The sequence below is a fragment of the Methylomonas sp. 2F7 genome (assembly GCF_057126975.1).
This window is the reverse complement of record NZ_CP195203.1, coordinates 4,457,114-4,474,438: the sequence shown is the minus strand read 5'-3', so window position 1 is coordinate 4,474,438 and position 17,325 is coordinate 4,457,114. Positions and strand designations below refer to the sequence as shown.

16 protein-coding genes and 1 pseudogene are annotated in these 17,325 nt (G+C 52.2%); 12 read left to right on the top strand and 5 right to left on the bottom strand.

Annotated features, from left to right (window positions below; all coding sequences use genetic code 11):
* Position 1: 1 nt before the first annotated feature.
* From ACR64Q_RS20165 to ACR64Q_RS20155, 3 genes and pseudogenes are all read right to left on the bottom strand, one after another.
* Positions 2 to 305: pseudogene (locus ACR64Q_RS20165) on the bottom strand (DUF4389 domain-containing protein).
* 7 nt (positions 306 to 312) lie between these two features.
* Positions 313 to 1,332 (bottom strand): DUF2333 family protein, encoded by a 1,020-nt coding sequence (locus tag ACR64Q_RS20160; RefSeq protein WP_020484171.1) that lies wholly within the window; start codon positions 1,330 to 1,332, stop codon positions 313 to 315.
* A 108-nt stretch (positions 1,333 to 1,440) separates the two neighbouring features.
* Positions 1,441 to 1,713: a YcgL domain-containing protein gene (locus tag ACR64Q_RS20155; protein WP_313732899.1), complete on the bottom strand. Its 273-nt coding sequence runs from the start codon at positions 1,711 to 1,713 to the stop codon at positions 1,441 to 1,443.
* 86 nt (positions 1,714 to 1,799) lie between these two features.
* Between ACR64Q_RS20155 and ACR64Q_RS20150 the strand changes: the two genes are divergently transcribed.
* From ACR64Q_RS20150 to ACR64Q_RS20120, 7 genes are all read left to right on the top strand, one after another.
* Positions 1,800 to 2,390 carry a CPBP family intramembrane glutamic endopeptidase gene (locus ACR64Q_RS20150; RefSeq protein WP_020484173.1) on the top strand — a complete coding sequence of 197 codons (591 nt, stop codon included), beginning with the start codon at positions 1,800 to 1,802 and terminating at the stop codon, positions 2,388 to 2,390.
* Between the two features lie 9 nt (positions 2,391 to 2,399).
* Positions 2,400 to 2,867: a hypothetical protein gene (locus ACR64Q_RS20145; RefSeq protein WP_036276016.1), complete on the top strand. Its 468-nt coding sequence runs from the start codon at positions 2,400 to 2,402 to the stop codon at positions 2,865 to 2,867.
* A gap of 94 nt (positions 2,868 to 2,961) precedes the next feature.
* On the top strand, positions 2,962 to 4,428 hold the full coding sequence (guaB, locus tag ACR64Q_RS20140) for an IMP dehydrogenase (RefSeq protein ID WP_026602653.1): 1,467 nt from the start codon (positions 2,962 to 2,964) through the stop codon (positions 4,426 to 4,428).
* Between the two features lie 87 nt (positions 4,429 to 4,515).
* Complete coding sequence (locus tag ACR64Q_RS20135; RefSeq protein ID WP_313732898.1) at positions 4,516 to 5,475, top strand: methyltransferase domain-containing protein; 960 nt, start codon at positions 4,516 to 4,518, stop codon at positions 5,473 to 5,475.
* 73 nt (positions 5,476 to 5,548) lie between these two features.
* A complete protein-coding gene (guaA, locus tag ACR64Q_RS20130; RefSeq protein ID WP_026602651.1) occupies positions 5,549 to 7,135 on the top strand; it encodes a glutamine-hydrolyzing GMP synthase in 1,587 nt (528 codons plus the stop codon).
* 1,377 nt (positions 7,136 to 8,512) lie between these two features.
* Positions 8,513 to 9,019, top strand: a complete 507-nt coding sequence (locus tag ACR64Q_RS20125; protein ID WP_313732897.1) for an RNA polymerase sigma factor — start codon at positions 8,513 to 8,515, stop codon at positions 9,017 to 9,019.
* A 144-nt stretch (positions 9,020 to 9,163) separates the two neighbouring features.
* On the top strand, positions 9,164 to 10,108 hold the full coding sequence (locus ACR64Q_RS20120) for a FecR family protein (protein WP_313732895.1): 945 nt from the start codon (positions 9,164 to 9,166) through the stop codon (positions 10,106 to 10,108).
* Between the two features lie 110 nt (positions 10,109 to 10,218).
* Here ACR64Q_RS20120 and ACR64Q_RS20115 read toward each other — a convergent pair whose 3' ends face one another.
* A complete protein-coding gene (locus ACR64Q_RS20115; RefSeq protein WP_313732894.1) occupies positions 10,219 to 10,719 on the bottom strand; it encodes a septal ring lytic transglycosylase RlpA family protein in 501 nt (166 codons plus the stop codon).
* A gap of 272 nt (positions 10,720 to 10,991) precedes the next feature.
* Here ACR64Q_RS20115 and ACR64Q_RS20110 point away from each other — a divergent pair, with 272 nt between their 5' ends.
* From ACR64Q_RS20110 to ACR64Q_RS20095, 4 genes are all read left to right on the top strand, one after another.
* Positions 10,992 to 12,293: an NAD(P)/FAD-dependent oxidoreductase gene (locus ACR64Q_RS20110; RefSeq protein WP_313732893.1), complete on the top strand. Its 1,302-nt coding sequence runs from the start codon at positions 10,992 to 10,994 to the stop codon at positions 12,291 to 12,293.
* Between the two features lie 25 nt (positions 12,294 to 12,318).
* Positions 12,319 to 12,840 (top strand): YcxB family protein, encoded by a 522-nt coding sequence (locus ACR64Q_RS20105; protein WP_256606615.1) that lies wholly within the window; start codon positions 12,319 to 12,321, stop codon positions 12,838 to 12,840.
* A gap of 46 nt (positions 12,841 to 12,886) precedes the next feature.
* Positions 12,887 to 13,225 (top strand): hypothetical protein, encoded by a 339-nt coding sequence (locus tag ACR64Q_RS20100; RefSeq protein WP_313732892.1) that lies wholly within the window; start codon positions 12,887 to 12,889, stop codon positions 13,223 to 13,225.
* A 126-nt stretch (positions 13,226 to 13,351) separates the two neighbouring features.
* Entirely contained in the window at positions 13,352 to 13,726 is a 375-nt protein-coding gene (locus ACR64Q_RS20095; protein ID WP_313732891.1) for a cupin domain-containing protein, read from the top strand.
* Positions 13,727 to 13,760: 34 nt separating this feature from the next.
* On the opposite strand, the gene ACR64Q_RS20090 is transcribed toward ACR64Q_RS20095, so the two are convergent.
* A complete protein-coding gene (locus ACR64Q_RS20090) occupies positions 13,761 to 14,720 on the bottom strand; it encodes an IS110 family RNA-guided transposase (RefSeq protein WP_026601506.1) in 960 nt (319 codons plus the stop codon).
* 1,044 nt (positions 14,721 to 15,764) lie between these two features.
* On the opposite strand from ACR64Q_RS20090, the gene ACR64Q_RS20085 reads away from it, so the two are divergent.
* Positions 15,765 to 17,285 (top strand): fumarate hydratase, encoded by a 1,521-nt coding sequence (locus tag ACR64Q_RS20085; protein ID WP_313735045.1) that lies wholly within the window; start codon positions 15,765 to 15,767, stop codon positions 17,283 to 17,285.
* Positions 17,286 to 17,325 lie beyond the last annotated feature (40 nt).

Here is a 17,325-nt window from a genome sequence, read left to right as displayed (position 1 = left end):
ATCACTGCTTGCCGATCAATTCCAGTTTGGCGGTTTCGTTCCAATCGGAAAACGGAAACGGCAGCTGCTCGGTATTGAACGTCAAAAACAGCAAAATATGATAATGGTAAGTTGACAGGCTACGGCCAAAGTTCAGGATATTCGCGTTAGCGTCACCGGTAAACAGCACCGAGCCGACCTGCAACAAAATCACCAGCCACAACAATAGTTTAACCAAGCTATCGATGGCCGCGAAAATCAGCATGAAAATGATGCGTTTCCAGGTCTCGATTTTTTTTCAGATTTTCGTTAATTTGTTCCTGCATGATGGCATTAACCTCTGTTCATCACGTCCCGCAAGTCCAGCGCAGCCGCGTTGGCACGAGCAATGTAGTTGGCCATCGCCAGCGAATAGTTGGCGAAGATCCCAAAGCCGTCACCGTTCAGTACCACCGGGCTCAAGGTGGGTGATAAGGCGTTTTCCAGAGCTTGGATCATATTATCCAAAGTGTTCATTGCCCGTTTGTCGAGCAGGATATCGGAAAAGTCATGCTTGATGGCTTTTAGAATATGTAACAACGCCCAGCAGGAGCCGCGCGCTTCGTAGAATACGTTATCGATTTCCATCCAGGGCGTTTGGCCGATGGTCGGCATATTGATGTCGATCGGATTGGATGGGTCGCCGTGGGTTGCGCCGGAAAATTTGTCGGTACTGGCCGCCAAGCGGGTCGAGAGACCGCCGAGTCGCTTGATGACAACCTCGGTATATTGCCACAGGTTATCCGCTCTGGAGTGGAACTGCGCGGCTTTTGACGTGGAAGACGGGTTTTGCAGGCGAACCATATAAGCGTGCAGCGCTTCGATACCTTTTACATATTCCGATTCGGTGGACGGCAAAGCCCAGGAATTGCGTTCATAGTAAAAGTACGGCTCGGCTTTTGCCAAATCAGGGTCTTCCGCGGATTGCGATTGGTCGCGGGCGAAATGGTTACGTAATGCGGTGGTGCCGTCGCGCAACATGACCAGCGCGCCGTACTCGAAGTTTTGAATGTTATCGCAAAACAGGCCGGGCGGGGCCACGTCGTTGGACAGGTAGCCGCCGGATTTAAACAGTATTACGTCGGCGATATGCGCCAGCGTGTTGGCATAGACGTAACCAATCGGCATTTGATCGGTATGGGTGACATTCATACGCTCAATCGCTTCGTCCTGAACGCTGAATTGCTCGGGCTCGCGGCTCCACCATTCGCCTAAAACCAGCATGACAATCAGAACAACGCCTAACAGCGAACCAAAACCCCAAAGTATGCCCTTAGACTTTGCGTCTTCGTAAGCTAATGGATTATCTGACATGTGGTGCGTATCCTGGTCTGACTAAATAAGTGAGCAAAAACCGTGCTTTCCGATAAAGATTTTTTGTGAGCATGTTAGCACGGATATACCAATATGGCGCGTGCGATTTCAGTGCAGCTGCTTGTCCAGCGACGGTGGTAAGGCGCTGATCAATGTCGGTGGCAATTGCACGAAAAAGCCTTTGCTTTGCAGGCTGGCGATTACTTTTTCCGGATTTTCCCTGGCTAATTTGCGATCCGGGCTCAACTGCAACTCCATCACAAATGTTAAGTGGCCAAGGCTTTTGAACAAGGCTTCCGGCACGGCCGAAAAGTCGTCTTTTTTATCCAGATACAAATAGAGTTCGTCTTTTTTCAGGCTTTTATAGATAAAACATTGCATGATGATGACCTGTTATTGCTAATGCTGCCAATTCTAATGGTTTTTGTTTAGAATTTTCAGTCCCCGTTTGCCTAAAGCCCAACATCATGGAAAACCAGCCCGCCGCTTCAAACGCTTTTTTCAGAATTGCCTGTTATTTCGAGGGTTCTTTAGCGGTATTGGCGCTGGCTTTAGGCTGGCTTGCCGACCTTGATCCGTTTGCCAATCTGGAGTTTTCCGAGTCGGCATTGGGTATTGGCTTATTCGCGACCGGGCCGCTACTGGTATTATTTTTTGCGATGCAACAACTGACCTATCCGCCAATCCAAAAAATTCGTGATTTACTGCTGGAAACCTTGGGCGCCAGACTGGCCTACAGACATTGGACCGATTTATTGATACTGGCTGCTATCGCCGGTTTTGCCGAAGAGGCCCTGTTTCGCGGCTTTCTACAACCTTGGCTGGAAAATGGCTGGGGCGCGAGCGTAGGCTTGTGGGTTAGCAATCTGCTGTTTGCATTGGTGCATGCGGTCACGCCGCTTTACGCGGTTTTAGCGATGTTGATGGGCTTGTATATGGGGGTGATGCTGGACTATGGCGGCGAACGCAATCTATTGGTGCCCATGGTAATTCATGCGGTTTATGATTTTGTGGCGTTTGTTGTTATTCTCCGCGATTACCGCAACCGCTCTCGTTAGGAGTTATCGATGTCCGCTCACCCCCAGCCATCAGCCGAAGATCTTAGGCCGCACTGGCTCATCTGCGCCGCCATGCTCTTGACGGTGTTAGGTTATAACCTGGTTTGTCATTTTTGGGCTAGCGAACTGCAAATCGGCGTTGATGAAGCGCAACGTGTGCTGATTAGGAGCGTGCTCTACGGCCTGGCTATTTTGTTGTTTCCGTTCACCAAGTTGCTAAGGCATATCCTGCTGCGGCTAAACCAGACCATGCCGGGGCCCAAAACCGCTAGGCAACGCTATCTGTCGACTATAATCATCACGCAAACTTTGATCGAGTTTGTGAGCTTGTCCGGTTTAGCGATGTTTATTTTGGGCGACGGCTTCAACACTTTATATATTTTCAGTGTGATGGGCGTGCTAGGGATTTTCCTGCATAAGCCCAATCCCAGCGAATATTTGGGCATCGCGGCGGCGCTCTCAATCGAAGACAAATAGAGACCTAAATACCATTGACTATTTCCGATTTTTCGGAATGCGGGTTAGGTTGTACAATGGCTGGCTTATTTACGATTAGCCACCCGGTGTGATTATGCAAATCATTCAAGAAGCTCTGACCTTTGACGATGTTCTATTGGTGCCCGCCCATTCCAGCGTACTGCCGCGCGAAGTCGAACTGAAAACCCAACTGACCCGCAAGATTAAGCTGAACATCCCACTGGTTTCGGCGGCAATGGATACGGTGACCGAAGCGCGCCTGGCTATTGCGATTGCTCAGGAAGGCGGCATCGGCATCATCCATAAAAACATGACTGTTGAGCAGCAAGCCGCGGAAGTCAGACGCGTTAAAAAATACGAAAGCGGCGTGATCAAGGACCCGATTACCGTTTCACCTAACGTGACGGTTCGCGAAGTAATGGAATTGACCCGCGCTAAAAATATTTCCGGCGTACCGGTTGTTGACGGCGAAGAATTGGTCGGCATTGTCACCAGCCGTGATTTGCGATTCGAAACCCGGCTGGACGAATCTATTAGTTCGATTATGACGCCTAAGGAAAAGCTGGTTACTGTCCACGAGTCGTTTAAGCATAAAGAAGTCATCGACTTGCTACACAAACACCGAATCGAAAAAGTGCTGGTCGTCAACGATGCCTTTCATTTGCGCGGCATGATTACCGTCAAAGATATCCAAAAGGCCAAAGACAACCCACAAGCCTGCAAGGACGAACAGGAAAGGCTGATCGTCGGCGCGGCGGTCGGTACCGGTGCGGACACCGGGGAACGGGTTGGCGCATTGGTGGAAGCTGGTGTCGATGTCATCATCGTCGATACCGCTCATGGCCATTCCCAAGGCGTGTTGGATAAAGTGCGCTGGGTAAAACAAAACTTTCCGCAAGTTCAGGTTATCGGCGGCAATATAGCTACCGCTGCGGCCGCATTGGCATTGGTCGAAGCCGGCGCCGACGGCGTTAAGGTTGGTATTGGTCCCGGCTCTATCTGCACCACCCGGATCGTTGCCGGTGTCGGCGTGCCGCAAATTACTGCCGTTAGCAATGTGGCGGATGCGTTAAGAGGAACAGGCGTGCCTCTGATTGCCGATGGTGGCATTCGCTATTCGGGTGATGTTGCCAAAGCCTTGGCGGCGGGGGCGCATGCCGTGATGCTGGGTGGCTTGTTCGCGGGTACTGAAGAAGCACCTGGCGAAGTGGAGCTGTTTCAAGGTCGCTCTTACAAATCCTACCGCGGCATGGGCTCATTGGGCGCGATGTCGCAGTTGCAGGGCTCCAGTGATCGATACTTTCAGGAAGACACCGATCAGGTCGAAAAATTGGTACCGGAGGGTATTGAAGGGCGAGTGCCGTACAAAGGCAGCGTGTTGGCGATTGTGCATCAGCTACTGGGCGGTATCCGCTCCAGCATGGGTTACACCGGCAACAGCACGATCGCCGCGATGCACGAAAATGCCCAGTTTGTGCGCGTCACCAGTGCCGGTATGCGCGAAAGCCATGTGCACGACGTGACGATTACCAAGGAAGCGCCGAATTACCATATGAACTAAGGCCGGCCCAGCGGCGTTTACTCATCAGGTCCGCGTATTTTGCGCGGACTTGGACTTGTTTACAGAAAGCAACCAAAATCCATCGCAATGACCGAAACCTCCTCAACTCCATGCAATCTTTGCGGCGGCAACCACGTTGCCGTGTTATCCATGCGCAGCCGCAGCGGCGCCGAGTTGCGTAGCGTAATTTGCAAGGATTGCGGACTGGTCTGGAGCGATCCGTTTCCGCACGATCCTCGCCAGTTTTACGAAGAAGATTATCGGCTGGAATACAAAAACACGTATGCCCCCAAGACCAAGCATATCTTGCGCGCCGGCCGAGTCGCTGTTACCAGGCATGAGAAAATCAAGCATTTGCTACACAAACCGCAAACCATGCTGGATGTGGGCACCGGCGGCGGCGAGTTTGCCTATTTAATCAAATCGCTGGGACATGATCTGCACGGCATAGAGCCGAACAAGGGCTATGGTCAGTATTCGGCCGCGCAGTACGATTTGAATTTGCAGTTTGGCTTTATTCAAGATGCGCAGTTTACAGAAAGCAGTTTTGACGTGATTACCATTTGGCACGTACTGGAACACACGGAAGATCCGTTTTTTGTCCTCGGCAAGTTGCGCAGTTTGTTGAAGCCGGATGGTGTGTTGGTAGTGGAAGTGCCAAACATAGAAGCCACCTGCCAATCGCCGAGCAGCACCTTTCACGAGGCGCATCTGTACAACTTCAATCTGGCGACACTGCGGCGGATGGGCGAGAAAGCCGGTCTAGTTGAGGATAGGCATGTGTTTTCCGAGGACGGCGGCAATGTCACGCTGTTTTTTAAAAAAGCCGAGTCGGTCGCCGATCAGCCTGACAATTGGGGGCTTCCCGGTAATGCCGAACACATCACCGCGATTGTACGCGGCCATACCAATTTAAGGCATTACATGCGTGCGGCGCCCTATTTGCGGTTCATTAAACGTATGACGCGTTCGCTGCTCGAAAATCGGCACGTAACAGGTTTCGAAAACAATAAAAGCCTGCTCGATCAGTTGTATCGAGGCTTGTAGTACGCTCGTAATTTAGATTTTCCGGTGGGTGCTCGATGCTTGCCCACCCTACATTTTTGAAAGGTTTCCCGTCATGTCATCCCACGCGACCAACATCCATTCCGACAAAATCCTGATTCTCGACTTCGGTTCGCAGTACACGCAATTGATCGCCCGCCGTATCCGCGAAATTGGCGTGTATTGCGAAATCTATTCCTGCGATTGCAGTGCTGACGAGGTCAAAAACTTTGCCCCAAAAGGCATTATCCTGTCAGGTGGTCCGGAAACGGTGACCAGCAGCGACACCCCTCGCGCGCCGCAAATTGTTTTTGAGTTGGGTGTGCCGGTACTAGGCATTTGCTACGGCATGCAAACCATGGCGGAGCAGTTGGGCGGCAGAGTGGAATCGTCCGATCACCGCGAATTCGGCTATGCGCAGATTCGCGCTCGCGGCCATTCCAAATTGTTGTTGAATATCGAAGATCATGCCTCGCCGGAAGGTTTCGGCTTATTGGATGTCTGGATGAGTCACGGCGACCGCGTCGTCGAATTGCCGACCGGCTTTAAACTGATCGCCAGCTCCGACGGCGCGCCGATAGCCGGTATCGCCGACGAAGACAAACATTTTTACGCGTTGCAATTTCATCCCGAAGTGACCCACACTAAACAGGGCGGACGGATCTTGAGCCGGTTTGTGTTGGAGATTTGCGGCTGCCAAGCGCTTTGGAACGCCAGCAATATCATTGAAGACAGCATCACTGCGGTGCGCGAAAAAGTAGGCGGCGACCAAGTTATTCTGGGCCTGTCCGGCGGTGTTGATTCATCGGTGGTCGCGGCTCTGCTGCATCGCGCTATCGGTGAACAACTTACCTGCGTATTTGTCGACACCGGCTTGCTGCGTTTACACGAAGGCGATCAGGTCATGGCGATGTTCGCCCAACATATGGGCATCAAGGTGATACGCGTCGATGCCGAAGACCGCTATATGGCGGCACTAGCCGGCGTTAACGACCCCGAACAAAAGCGCAAAATCATCGGCGGTCTGTTCGTGGAGATATTTGACGAAGAAGCCGGCAAACTGACCGACGCCAAATGGTTGGCACAAGGCACCATTTATCCGGATGTCATCGAATCGGCCGGCGCCAAAAGCGGCAAGGCGCATCTGATCAAATCGCATCACAATGTCGGCGGCCTGCCGGAAAACATGAAGCTAAAACTGGTCGAGCCCCTGCGCGAACTGTTCAAGGACGAAGTACGCAAACTGGGTCTGGAGTTGGGCCTGCCCGCCGACATGATTCACCGCCACCCCTTCCCCGGTCCGGGCCTGGGTGTGCGCATCCTCGGCGAGGTGAAAAAACCATACGCCGATTTACTGCGCCAAGCCGATGCGATATTCATTGAAGAACTGTATCGCCATGATCTTTACCATAAAGTCAGTCAAGCTTTTGCAGTGTTCCTGCCGGTAAAATCCGTCGGCGTGATGGGCGATGGCCGCAAATACGACTATGTTGTCGCCATCCGCGCTGTAGAAACCATAGACTTTATGACCGCGCGCTGGGCGCATCTGCCTTACGACTTCCTGGATTTGATCTCACGCCGAATCATCAATGAAGTGCCCGGTATTTCCCGCGTCACCTACGATATTTCCGGCAAACCACCCGCGACGATAGAGTGGGAGTAGCCGCTTCAAATTAAAATGGAACTTTGAAAATGTCTTCCGGTCATTGCAATCGCGGAGTGTGAAAATTTGCTCCGTGCAATAGCTTATTCATTGTTTCTCCCAAGCCGGTAGTCAATTGTTTTGACTACCGGTTTTTTTTGCAATGTATGAGCAATCTTGGTCGCTATGCCGAACTGAAGTTAATAAAAACGCGGCTTGCCAACGTTAGTTTTTACAGGCAAATGTCCGTCAACTCTCATAACAATCAGCCATTTGCGCACTTCGGTCTTAGCGGGTATGGGCTTGGTCCGGCCATGTCGATGCTGACAGCTCCTTTCTTGAGTATTGAGTTTTTCGTAGCTGGGCTGCAAGTGTTGCACGTTACGAAAAAACCTTAAGTTGAGGAGTTGTCCTAGTAATTTCCTTTGCGGCCGATAAAGGTTCGCCAAATCAACCAGCCATCCACGATTTGTTGGCGATATTAACGTTGGCCAAGCCATCGAATAAACAGCCTGTGTGCGATACGGCAATTAGTGGGCATTAAATGACAATAGCATGAATGTTCCCAGGCAAATTTAGCATGGTTTCAGGTGGAAAACGGTTAGATTATTTAGGCAAAAATGCAAGGGATTAATTTTAATTATGCACAAAAAATTACTTGACACTGCCGGCAGCCAAAGAATGCCTGGTCGTAGGCTCTAATATCCGCATATTGCATGTAAGTTATTGATTTTAAATTGTATAAACTGTTGTCTAAAATTGAGTCAATCTAAGCAAAGGCCCCAAAAATTAGGCATTTAGAGCGTGAAAAAACTTTTTATCCCCAAGGTTATCCACAGCTTTTGTGGATAACACCATAACTTAGTTGCCTGTCAGACAGTTAGCTCTAAAAGCTATATTCCCGTGCAGGTTTTTGTCTTATTTCCGACACGGTCGCAACCTGGCTTGACTTGGATCGGGTAAAGGGATGTAAGGGCATCGCTACAGTGGTAGTGGCTTTGGGATTACAGCATATTAAATGCGGGAATCGTCGCGTTGTTGCTGCTGATTCTAGCGTTATTAACGCCGCCCTTAAATACCGCCGCCTTTATGCCCTTGAGGGTACTGAGCCTGTCGATGGGCACACCCGTCAGGGCTTCGACGAGTTTATCCCGAACGGAATACCAGTGATGAATAGGGCCGGGTTAATCATCTATCGGCTTCAACTGCGCCCGATTCAAATTAACTATGTTAAATAACTTTTCTGAATAGGCCATATCCCGCATTGTTTGAAGTGCGCTGCTCCGGTAATGCTGGTCAATTTGCTGCGAAATGCCCTAAATACCGCTAATTTAGTGCTCTGGCATGAATCTTGGTAGTTCGCCCAATTAACGACACCAAAATTCGCAGATCCTAACCATGAGCAACGCTCTCCACATCTCCCGCCTGATTGAGGCTTACGACGAGGAATTACGCCGGGTGATGTTTAGACGCTGTGGTTGTCTCGATACCGCCGCCGACATCGTGCAGGAAACCTATCAGCGTATGTTTACCGGCAATTTATGGCAGCAAGCCGATAACCCGCGCGCCTTGCTGCATCGCATCGCCGCTAATCTGGCTACCGATTACGAGCGCCGCCGCAATACTCGCAATCAGCATGTAGACCATGGTGATACTGGCGACGCGGCCTTGCAGGTTAGCGACGGCATCGATCCTGAGCAAATCAATCTGGCTCGCGAGCGTTTGGACCGTTTGGTTGCGGCGGTCGATAGCCTGCCCGCGAAATGTCGGACGGTTTTTGTACTGCGCAAATTCGAGGAACTCAGTCATGCGGAAATCGCCCAACGCTTGGGCATATCCCGCAATATGGTGGAAAAACATTTGCGCAATGCTTTAGCCGCCTTGCAAGAACTCGACGATCTTTAGCCGATTCACTCCTGTTTTCACGGGGTTATGCGTCCTATAATGGCAAGCCACCAACCCTGAATTGCTCCCGATGACAATCTTTAGCCTTTATCGCCCATCTGGCGGGATGCGTTGCTCCATGTCGGCTCTAAACAGACACAGGCAATGAAAACCTCTGCCGAGATTAAAGCCGCAGCTCGCGACTGGTGGGTCAGGCTGGATACCGGCAAACTTAGTGCCACTGAACAGGCCGAGTTTAGCCGCTGGTTGGCCGCCGATCCCTTGCATAGTCAAGCTTATGAGCAGTTGCGCGAATTATGGGGAGCGCTGGATGCGGTAGCGCCAAGAATAGAAATTCCGGCCATACGCAAACCCAAACCGACCTTTCGTCCCTGGCAGTGGGCGCTGCCTGCATTGGCCGGCGGCTGTCTGGCGCTGTGGTTGTTTAATCCTTTGTGGGGGATATTGCGTGCCGATTTTCATACCGGCTTCGGCGAAAGGCGTGACGTGTATCTTAGCGATGGCTCTACGCTACATTTGAACAGCAATAGCGCCTTGAATGTAGATATTGCCGGCGCACAGCGGCAATTAACCTTACTGCAAGGTGAAGCCTGGTTTGAAGTCAGCCCCGACAAAGCTCGGCCGTTTCGGGTAAATACCGAGCATGGCAGTGTCACCGCGCTGGGTACGGCGTTTAATGTGCGGCTGCGTGACGGTAAAACCGAAGTCAGCGTTACGCAACACAGCGTGGCGGTAGACCTGGAACAAGCCGACGGCAAAGCACTGCACACTGTTGTCGCCGAGGGCCAGCAAATAAGCTACAACATCGAATCCGGGCTGAGCAATTTGCAAAACATCGATAGCCAGGCCGTTACCGCCTGGCAGCGCGGCAAACTGGTGTTCGAGAACCGGCCTTTGGGCGAAGTGCTCGCCGAGCTGAATCGCTATCATCGCGGATTTTTGCTTATCAACGATGCTGAACTGGCCCAACGCCGCGTCAATGGTGTGTTTCGTACCGACCAAGCTCTATCGGTGCTGGCGGCCTTGGAAACCTCACTGCAACTGCGTTCCACGCGGTTTGGCGATTATCTGATCGTGCTGCACCGCTAAATTTAAGGGCCGGGTTGATAGTTGCGGGTTGCGGTTTCTGGCTGGCTAATGCTTTCGACCAGGCTGGATCTCGCAACTGCACCAGCCAAAACCCTCTCCGCCGCCTGCCCTCATTCGCCACCGGACGGCACTGCCAGATAACTTACCTCTACCTCCGTCAAACCGCTGATGCCGATTTGCTTGGCCGCGCCTTGCGATAGATCGATCAATCGATTCGGACTGAATGGACCTCTGTCATTAATCAGCACATCGACAAAGCGGCCATTGCGCAAGTTGGTAACCCGAACTTTCGTCGGTATAGGCAAGGTTCTATGCGCCGCCGAAAAGGCTTGCGGATCAAAGCGACTGCCGTCGGCGGTGCGATTGCCCGATTCCGCGCCATACCAGGAAGCCAGGCCGGTTTCCCGATAACCATTCGCCGATGCCAGCGGATAATAAGTGACGCCTTTTACGGTATAAGGCTTGTTGTAGGCAGCGTTGCTTTGATAGGCCGGCAGTTGGGCAGGCCCCGGAGACCTCGGCGGCTCTGATGCGCAGCCCGCCAGTAGCCCAAGTAAAACCGGCAAAAGGCCTGGATTGGCAAGCATCTGGACTAGTTGGTTTCGCGGCATTCGATAACTCCACTGGGCACACTTTATTTGGCGCCTAAGCGCAGACAATATCTAAGCATAATTTGAAGCTCTCGTTAAAATCCGTTCGCTTTATCCGCACCTTTTCAGGCTTCATGCTGGCAGACCACAGTCGACACGAGTCCATCCCGTCAAAATCGGCCGGCCCGGACAGGTTTGGTTATAATGCCCGCATCAGGAAATAGACAACTAAGGCCGGGATAGCGATTTTTTTGTTTGCCAACGCGGCAAACAGCACTTGAGGGGAAAGATACATGGCGAATGCATTACCTAAAATCTTGATCGTCGGCGGCGGAGCGGCGGGGCTGGAATTGGCCACGGAATTGGGGCATAAACTCGGCAAAGCCGGAAAAGCGGAAATCACCTTGCTGGATGCCGCCTCCACCCACATCTGGAAACCCTTGCTGCACGAAGTGGCGTCCGGCACGCTGGCCGAGGCCGAGGAAATCGAATATCTGGCGCAGGCGCACAGCAACCACTTCCGTTTCCTGTTCGGCAAAATGGAAGGTTTGGATAGAGCCAATAAGGAAGTCATCGTCAGCGCGATTACCAGCAAGAAAGGCGAAGAGATCATTCCGCAACGCCGCTTCAAATACGACACCTTGGTGATGGCGGTCGGCAGCGTCAGCAATACGTTTGGCATCAAGGGCGTGGATAAATATTGCCGCTTTATCGATACCACTAAGGAAGCCTTCCGCTTTCAAAAACAGCTGGTGGAAACCTATTACATTCAGTCCTACGCCAACCAAAGCCGGCAGCGCGACAAGCCGCTATCAATTGTCATCATCGGCGCCGGGGCGACGGGTGTGGAATTATCCGCCGAGTTGCACGAAGTAACCAAATTGCTGGCGACTTACGGGCTGGAAGGTTCGATAGATGTCAACATTACCATCATCGAAGCCGCCACTAAATTGTTGCCGGCCCTGCCACCGCGCCTGTCGCAAGCCACCCAGGAGCAATTGATTAAGTTGGGCATCCAGTTAAAGCTGGGCCGCAAGGTCACGGAAGTCACTGAAACTGAGGTACACACCTATGATGGCGAGGTATTCGATGCGGACTTAAAAGTCTGGGCGGCCGGCATCAAGGCGCCTGATTGGATGAAAAACCTGGATGGTTTGGAATCCAACCACATCAACCAGTTGGTGGTCGATCAGACTTTGCAAACTAGCGATCCCAACATTTTTGCCATCGGTGACTGCGCCGCTTGCGAATGGGTCGGCCACGGCGGCAACGTGCCACCACGCGCCCAATCCGCGCACCAAATGGCCTCCACCGTGGCCAAAACAATCGTCAACCGCTTGAAAGGCAAACCGGCTGCGAAGTTTGTTTATCGCGACTACGGTTCGTTGGTATCGTTGGGTAAATTCAGCACGGTCGGTTCCTTGATGGGTAGCTTGATGGGCACGGTCAGCGTCGGCGGTTTGATTGCCTATGGCGTGTATTTATCCTTGTACAAAATGCACCAAGTGGCTATCCACGGCTACTTCCGCACTGCGATGTTGACCTTATCCAATCTGTTCCGGCGCAGTACCCACGCCAAAATGAAAATGCACTAACCCACAACTCCACTGAGCGATACACATGTTAGAAATCGAATACGAATTCCGCGAAGAAGACCTGGTCCACTTTAATGAGGAAAGGCTGAAAAAAGACCCGGAAATGCAGAAAAAAATCCGCCAAAACCGCATCTTCGCGCCCGGCGTGATGATGGCCATCGGCTTGTTTTATTACGTGTATTACGTGGACATGACCACCACCGCCTACATCACCATCCTGGCGCTGGCCTGGTCGTTTGCCTCGCCGTTCATCATGAAGATGGATTTACGCCGGCAGTTTTTTGATAAATACACCGAAGCGGAAAAAAAGGCTTTATTCGGCATTCATTGGCTGAGCATCGAGCCGGAATTCCTGCAAGAACGCGCCCCCGGCGGCAAAAGCAAAACCCCCTGGAAAGACATGCTGCGGGTGGAGAAGCATAAAGACTATGTTTACATCTATGTGGATATCGACGCGGCGATTGTGATTCCGCGAGCCACGGTCAAGAAAGGCGATTTGAAGGCGTTTGCTAAGCAGGCTGAGGGGATGATTGAGAGGGCGGGTTGAGTTTGCTGGCAGTTTTGGTGGCATGTCGTTTATTCAGCGTATTTTGATGATATACAGAAACTTTTTAATTATTGTTAGGAGTGTCATGGGCAGGAAGCTATCGCCACCTGACGAAGAACTTTACAGACGAGTCGATGAAGTTCTTCATTACATCTGGGACCCAATTGGTGTCTCTGGCGTCCCGATGGCACGAGACGAGTACGATTCTTACTTTCCACATGTGTTCAGCCTTCTCAAGACGAATGTGAAACCTGAGCCAATTGCAGAATACCTTTTCGAAGTTTCCACAGATCGAATGGGGCTCAAAGAAAACCGAAAAAAGGATTTAGAAGTTGCAGAAATATTGTTGGAGTGGAAGGAAACAATTTATGCAAAACACTCCTAATCCTACGCTCAAGCCTGTAGGTACGATTAGCGAAGCGTAATCGTACGAATTGATTCACTTCCCCCGATTACGCTTCGCTAATCGGGGCTACGATACTGACTCTTTAAGCCATCGCAAGGAACTCCGATGAAAGTCAACTTGACCGATTTGGTTCACAGACAACTCGTGTCTTCTTTGACCGGCGAGGAATACTCCTTGCACGCATCAATCTCCAAGCTGTTTGGGTTTAACCAAGTCGCAATTCATCACGAAATTGTTCCCCCTGGCAAAAGAGCTTCAAGCAAGCACTTCCATACACAACGGGAAGAATTGGTTCTTGTCCTTGAGGGTGAAGTAGTCGCACATCTTTCTTCGGGCAGCATCACATTGAGAAAAGGAGATGTGCTTGGGTTCAACCCAGGAGCACAATCGGCGCATCACGTTGAAAACCACGCTAACACGGTCGCCCATTTAATAGTTATCTCTTCATTGCCCAGTAACGATGAGGTCATCTATGTATAAACTCTCAGCCATGTAGATACCGTCTTAAACCCGCTCATGCAAGGGAAAAATTAGGATCAAAAGGTTTACCGGATTTCAAGATAGCGAAAGCCAGATGAATGAGCTTACGCATGGCGGCGCAGACAATGAGCTTGCCGTTTTTGCCATTAGCTTTTAGTCGTTGGCATTGGACGCGAATGGCTGGATTATGTTGCCAGGCGACCAAAGCGGGTAGATAAAGCGCTTTGCGCAACCGAGCGTCACCGGTCTTGGCAATACGCGTTTTGCCCTGCCATTGTCCTGACTGTCGGATGGCGGGTGCGAGGCCGGCTTGGGCCACGACTTGTTTGGCGTTGGCGTAGCCATGGTGAGGACTTAAGGCCACGAGCAAATAGGCGGTCGTGGCGGGGCCGATACCCGGAATGGAGGTCAGCAGATCGCTTTGCTGCTTGAGATCGGGATCCTTGTCGACATGGTCTTGGATGGCTTGACGGGTAGCCTTCAGTTCGGCCGCCAATGTTGCCAGTACCGTGTTGATGGAAGGGACAATAGCGGTATCAGCTGTCTCCAGTCGGTTTTGCTCCATGCGCTGCATCTCCAGCAAGTGCTCCAAGCGACGCGTGAGGGCTTGCAACTGGCGCAGATTCGCGGGTAGCGGCTTCCAGGCAACCAAGTCGGCTTGCAGGGCATAGCGGGCAATCAGCTTGGCGTCGGCCTTATCGGTTTTGGCGCGGCTCAGCTCGCTTTTTCCGAAGGCATGAATTTGAGCGGGGTTCACCACGCTGACGAAGTAGCCACCGTCGGCGAGAAACTCTGCCAGGGGCAGGCCGTAAGCGCCAGTGGCTTCCAGGCAAAGGCGCCGGTCGGTGTCGCCAAAACCGTCTAGCCAAGCGGCGAACGCGGCAAAGCCCTCGAGGTTGTTGGCGAACTTGGCATGTTTATATTTGCCTTCGGCGAGCCGGGCTACGTCGAATTTGAGCTTGGCAATATCGATGCCGATGATAGTAGAAGTCATGAGCGCTATCTCTGGGTAAAAATGACAAACTTAGACTGCTTGATCAGAATGGACACTCGCAAAGTTCAGCCTTATGAATACAGGGTCAAGGCGAACCAAGCCCTTAGAATACCGTTCGAACTTTAAAGTGAGTGCGGGCGATGGAGAGAACTATCTACAAGGCAGGCTTTCAAGCCTCAGGGTGGGCACGTCTTCCCCATCGCCCCCCGATGATCAGTCGGGGATTCTGCCGCTTTTTTCGGTCAGAATCGAGATATAAGGGTGGGCACGGTTTTTGTGCCCACGGGGTCAATAGGCTTTTTATCGTTCCCACGCTCCAGCGTGGTAATGCATCCCTAGACGCTCTGCGTCGTCTTGCAAAAACAATGTTTTGGTGTCGCTAACGCGACGGCTGGTTTTAATGTCGGGTCTCGGCCCGACAGCCGAGATACTTTCTTTTGCTTGGCCAAAAGAAAGTATCCAAAGAAAAGGCCACCCGGATGCTGCTTATTCCCTGCGCTCCTCGCTTTTGACCGGGGTTGCCGAAAGGGGCTTCCTGCCCCTTCGGCAACGCGCCGCATCCCTGCGGCGCCCCTAGCGGGCTGAACCGTTCAAAAGCTCCGGTGCTCGGCGCAGCATACGGGAACAAAACCATCTCGATTTCACGATAACCCGTAGATACTGTTAGCGAAGCGTAATCGTACGAAAGACTTACATTCCCCCGATTACGCTCCGCTAATCGGGGCTAAGTCCTTATGTAAAAGTATGAGTAATATCATCGTCCGCGCATTTTTCCGTGTTCGTCTCTTTTGAGAATGGTCGGGCTGTGCCGATTATGAATCTCGCACCCTTAGCCAGCAACGCCCCGGATTTGACTGGAAAATCAGCGACTCCGGCAGCTTAGCGCCTATAGCTGGGGGGCAATGACGCCGCCTGACATCCAACTTGTCGTTTTAATTTTTATGCCGATGGCTTGCGCCGGTTTCGGCTACCAGATTTTGATTCAGGGCAGTAGCGGTTCGTGATAAATTTCCAAACATTCTCCTTCATAGCCCGATGACTACCATGACCACCATCCGCCAAACCGAATTTATTCAAAGCATCGCCGATGCTTTGCAGTTTATCTCCTATTACCATCCCAAAGATTTTATAGACGCGCTGTATGCGGCTTACCAAAAAGAGGAAAGCCCGGCGGCGAAAGATGCGATGGCGCAAATCCTGATCAATTCCCGAATGTGCGCCGAGGGCCGGCGGCCGATTTGCCAGGACACCGGTATCGTTACGGTATTTTTGAAGATAGGCATGGACGTGCGCTGGGATGCGGCATTGAGTGTGACCGAGATGGTTAACGAAGGTGTGCGCCAGGCTTATTTGCATCCGGACAACGTCTTGCGCGCGTCGATTCTGTCCGATCCGGCCGGCAAGCGCATCAATACCAAAGACAACACCCCGGCGGTGGTGCATATGGAATTGGTGCCGGGCGACAAGGTGGACGTGGAAGTGGCCGCGAAAGGCGGCGGCTCGGAAGCCAAATCCAAATTTGTGATGTTGAACCCGGCCGACAATATCGTCGATTGGGTGTTAAAAACCGTACCAACCATGGGCGCCGGCTGGTGTCCGCCGGGCATTTTGGGTATAGGCATAGGCGGCACCGCCGAGAAAGCCATGATATTGGCCAAACAGGCTTGCATGGGTTCAGTCGACATTCAGGATTTGATCGCGCGTGGCCCCAGCAATGCGCTAGAAGAATTGCGGCTGGAGTTGTACGACAAAGTCAACGCGCTGGGCATCGGCGCCCAAGGCCTGGGCGGCCTGACCACGGTGCTGGACGTCAAAATCCTCGATTACCCGACCCACGCCGCCAACAAGCCGGTGGCGATGATCCCCAACTGCGCCGCCACCCGCCACGCGCATTTTGTATTGGACGGCTCGGGCCCAGCCGTATTAACTCCGCCCAAATTATCGGACTGGCCGGAAATCACTCAATCTGCCAGCACGGCGCGGCGGGTCAATATCGACGGCCTGACCAAGCAAGACGTTGCCGACTGGAAACCGGGCGAAACCTTGTTGCTCAGCGGTACGCTATTGACCGGCCGCGACGCGGCGCACAAGCGTATCGTCGATCTGCTAAACAAAGGCGAACCCTTACCGAACGGCGTCGATTTAAAAGATAAATTCATCTATTACGTCGGCCCGGTTGATGCTGTGCGCGACGAAGTGGTCGGCCCGGCTGGCCCGACTACTGCCACACGGATGGACAGTTTCACCGACACGGTGCTGGAAAAAACCGGCTTGCTGGGCATGATCGGTAAATCCGAACGCGGCCCGATAGCAATAGCCGCTATTGCCAAACATAAAGCGGTGTATTTAATCGCGGTCGGCGGTGCGGCTTATTTAGTCTCCAAGGCCATTAAGCAGGCGCGGGTGGTGGCCTTTCCCGAGCTGGGTATGGAAGCGATTCACGAATTTGTGGTGGAAGACATGCCGGTGACGGTGGCGGTGGATAGTCGCGGGGAGTCGATCCACAATACCGCACCGAAGGAATGGCAATCAAAAATCGGCAAAATTCCGGTGGTGTTGGCGTAAGTTATAAGTAGATCGGAAAATTAGAGACGCAGGGATTGCG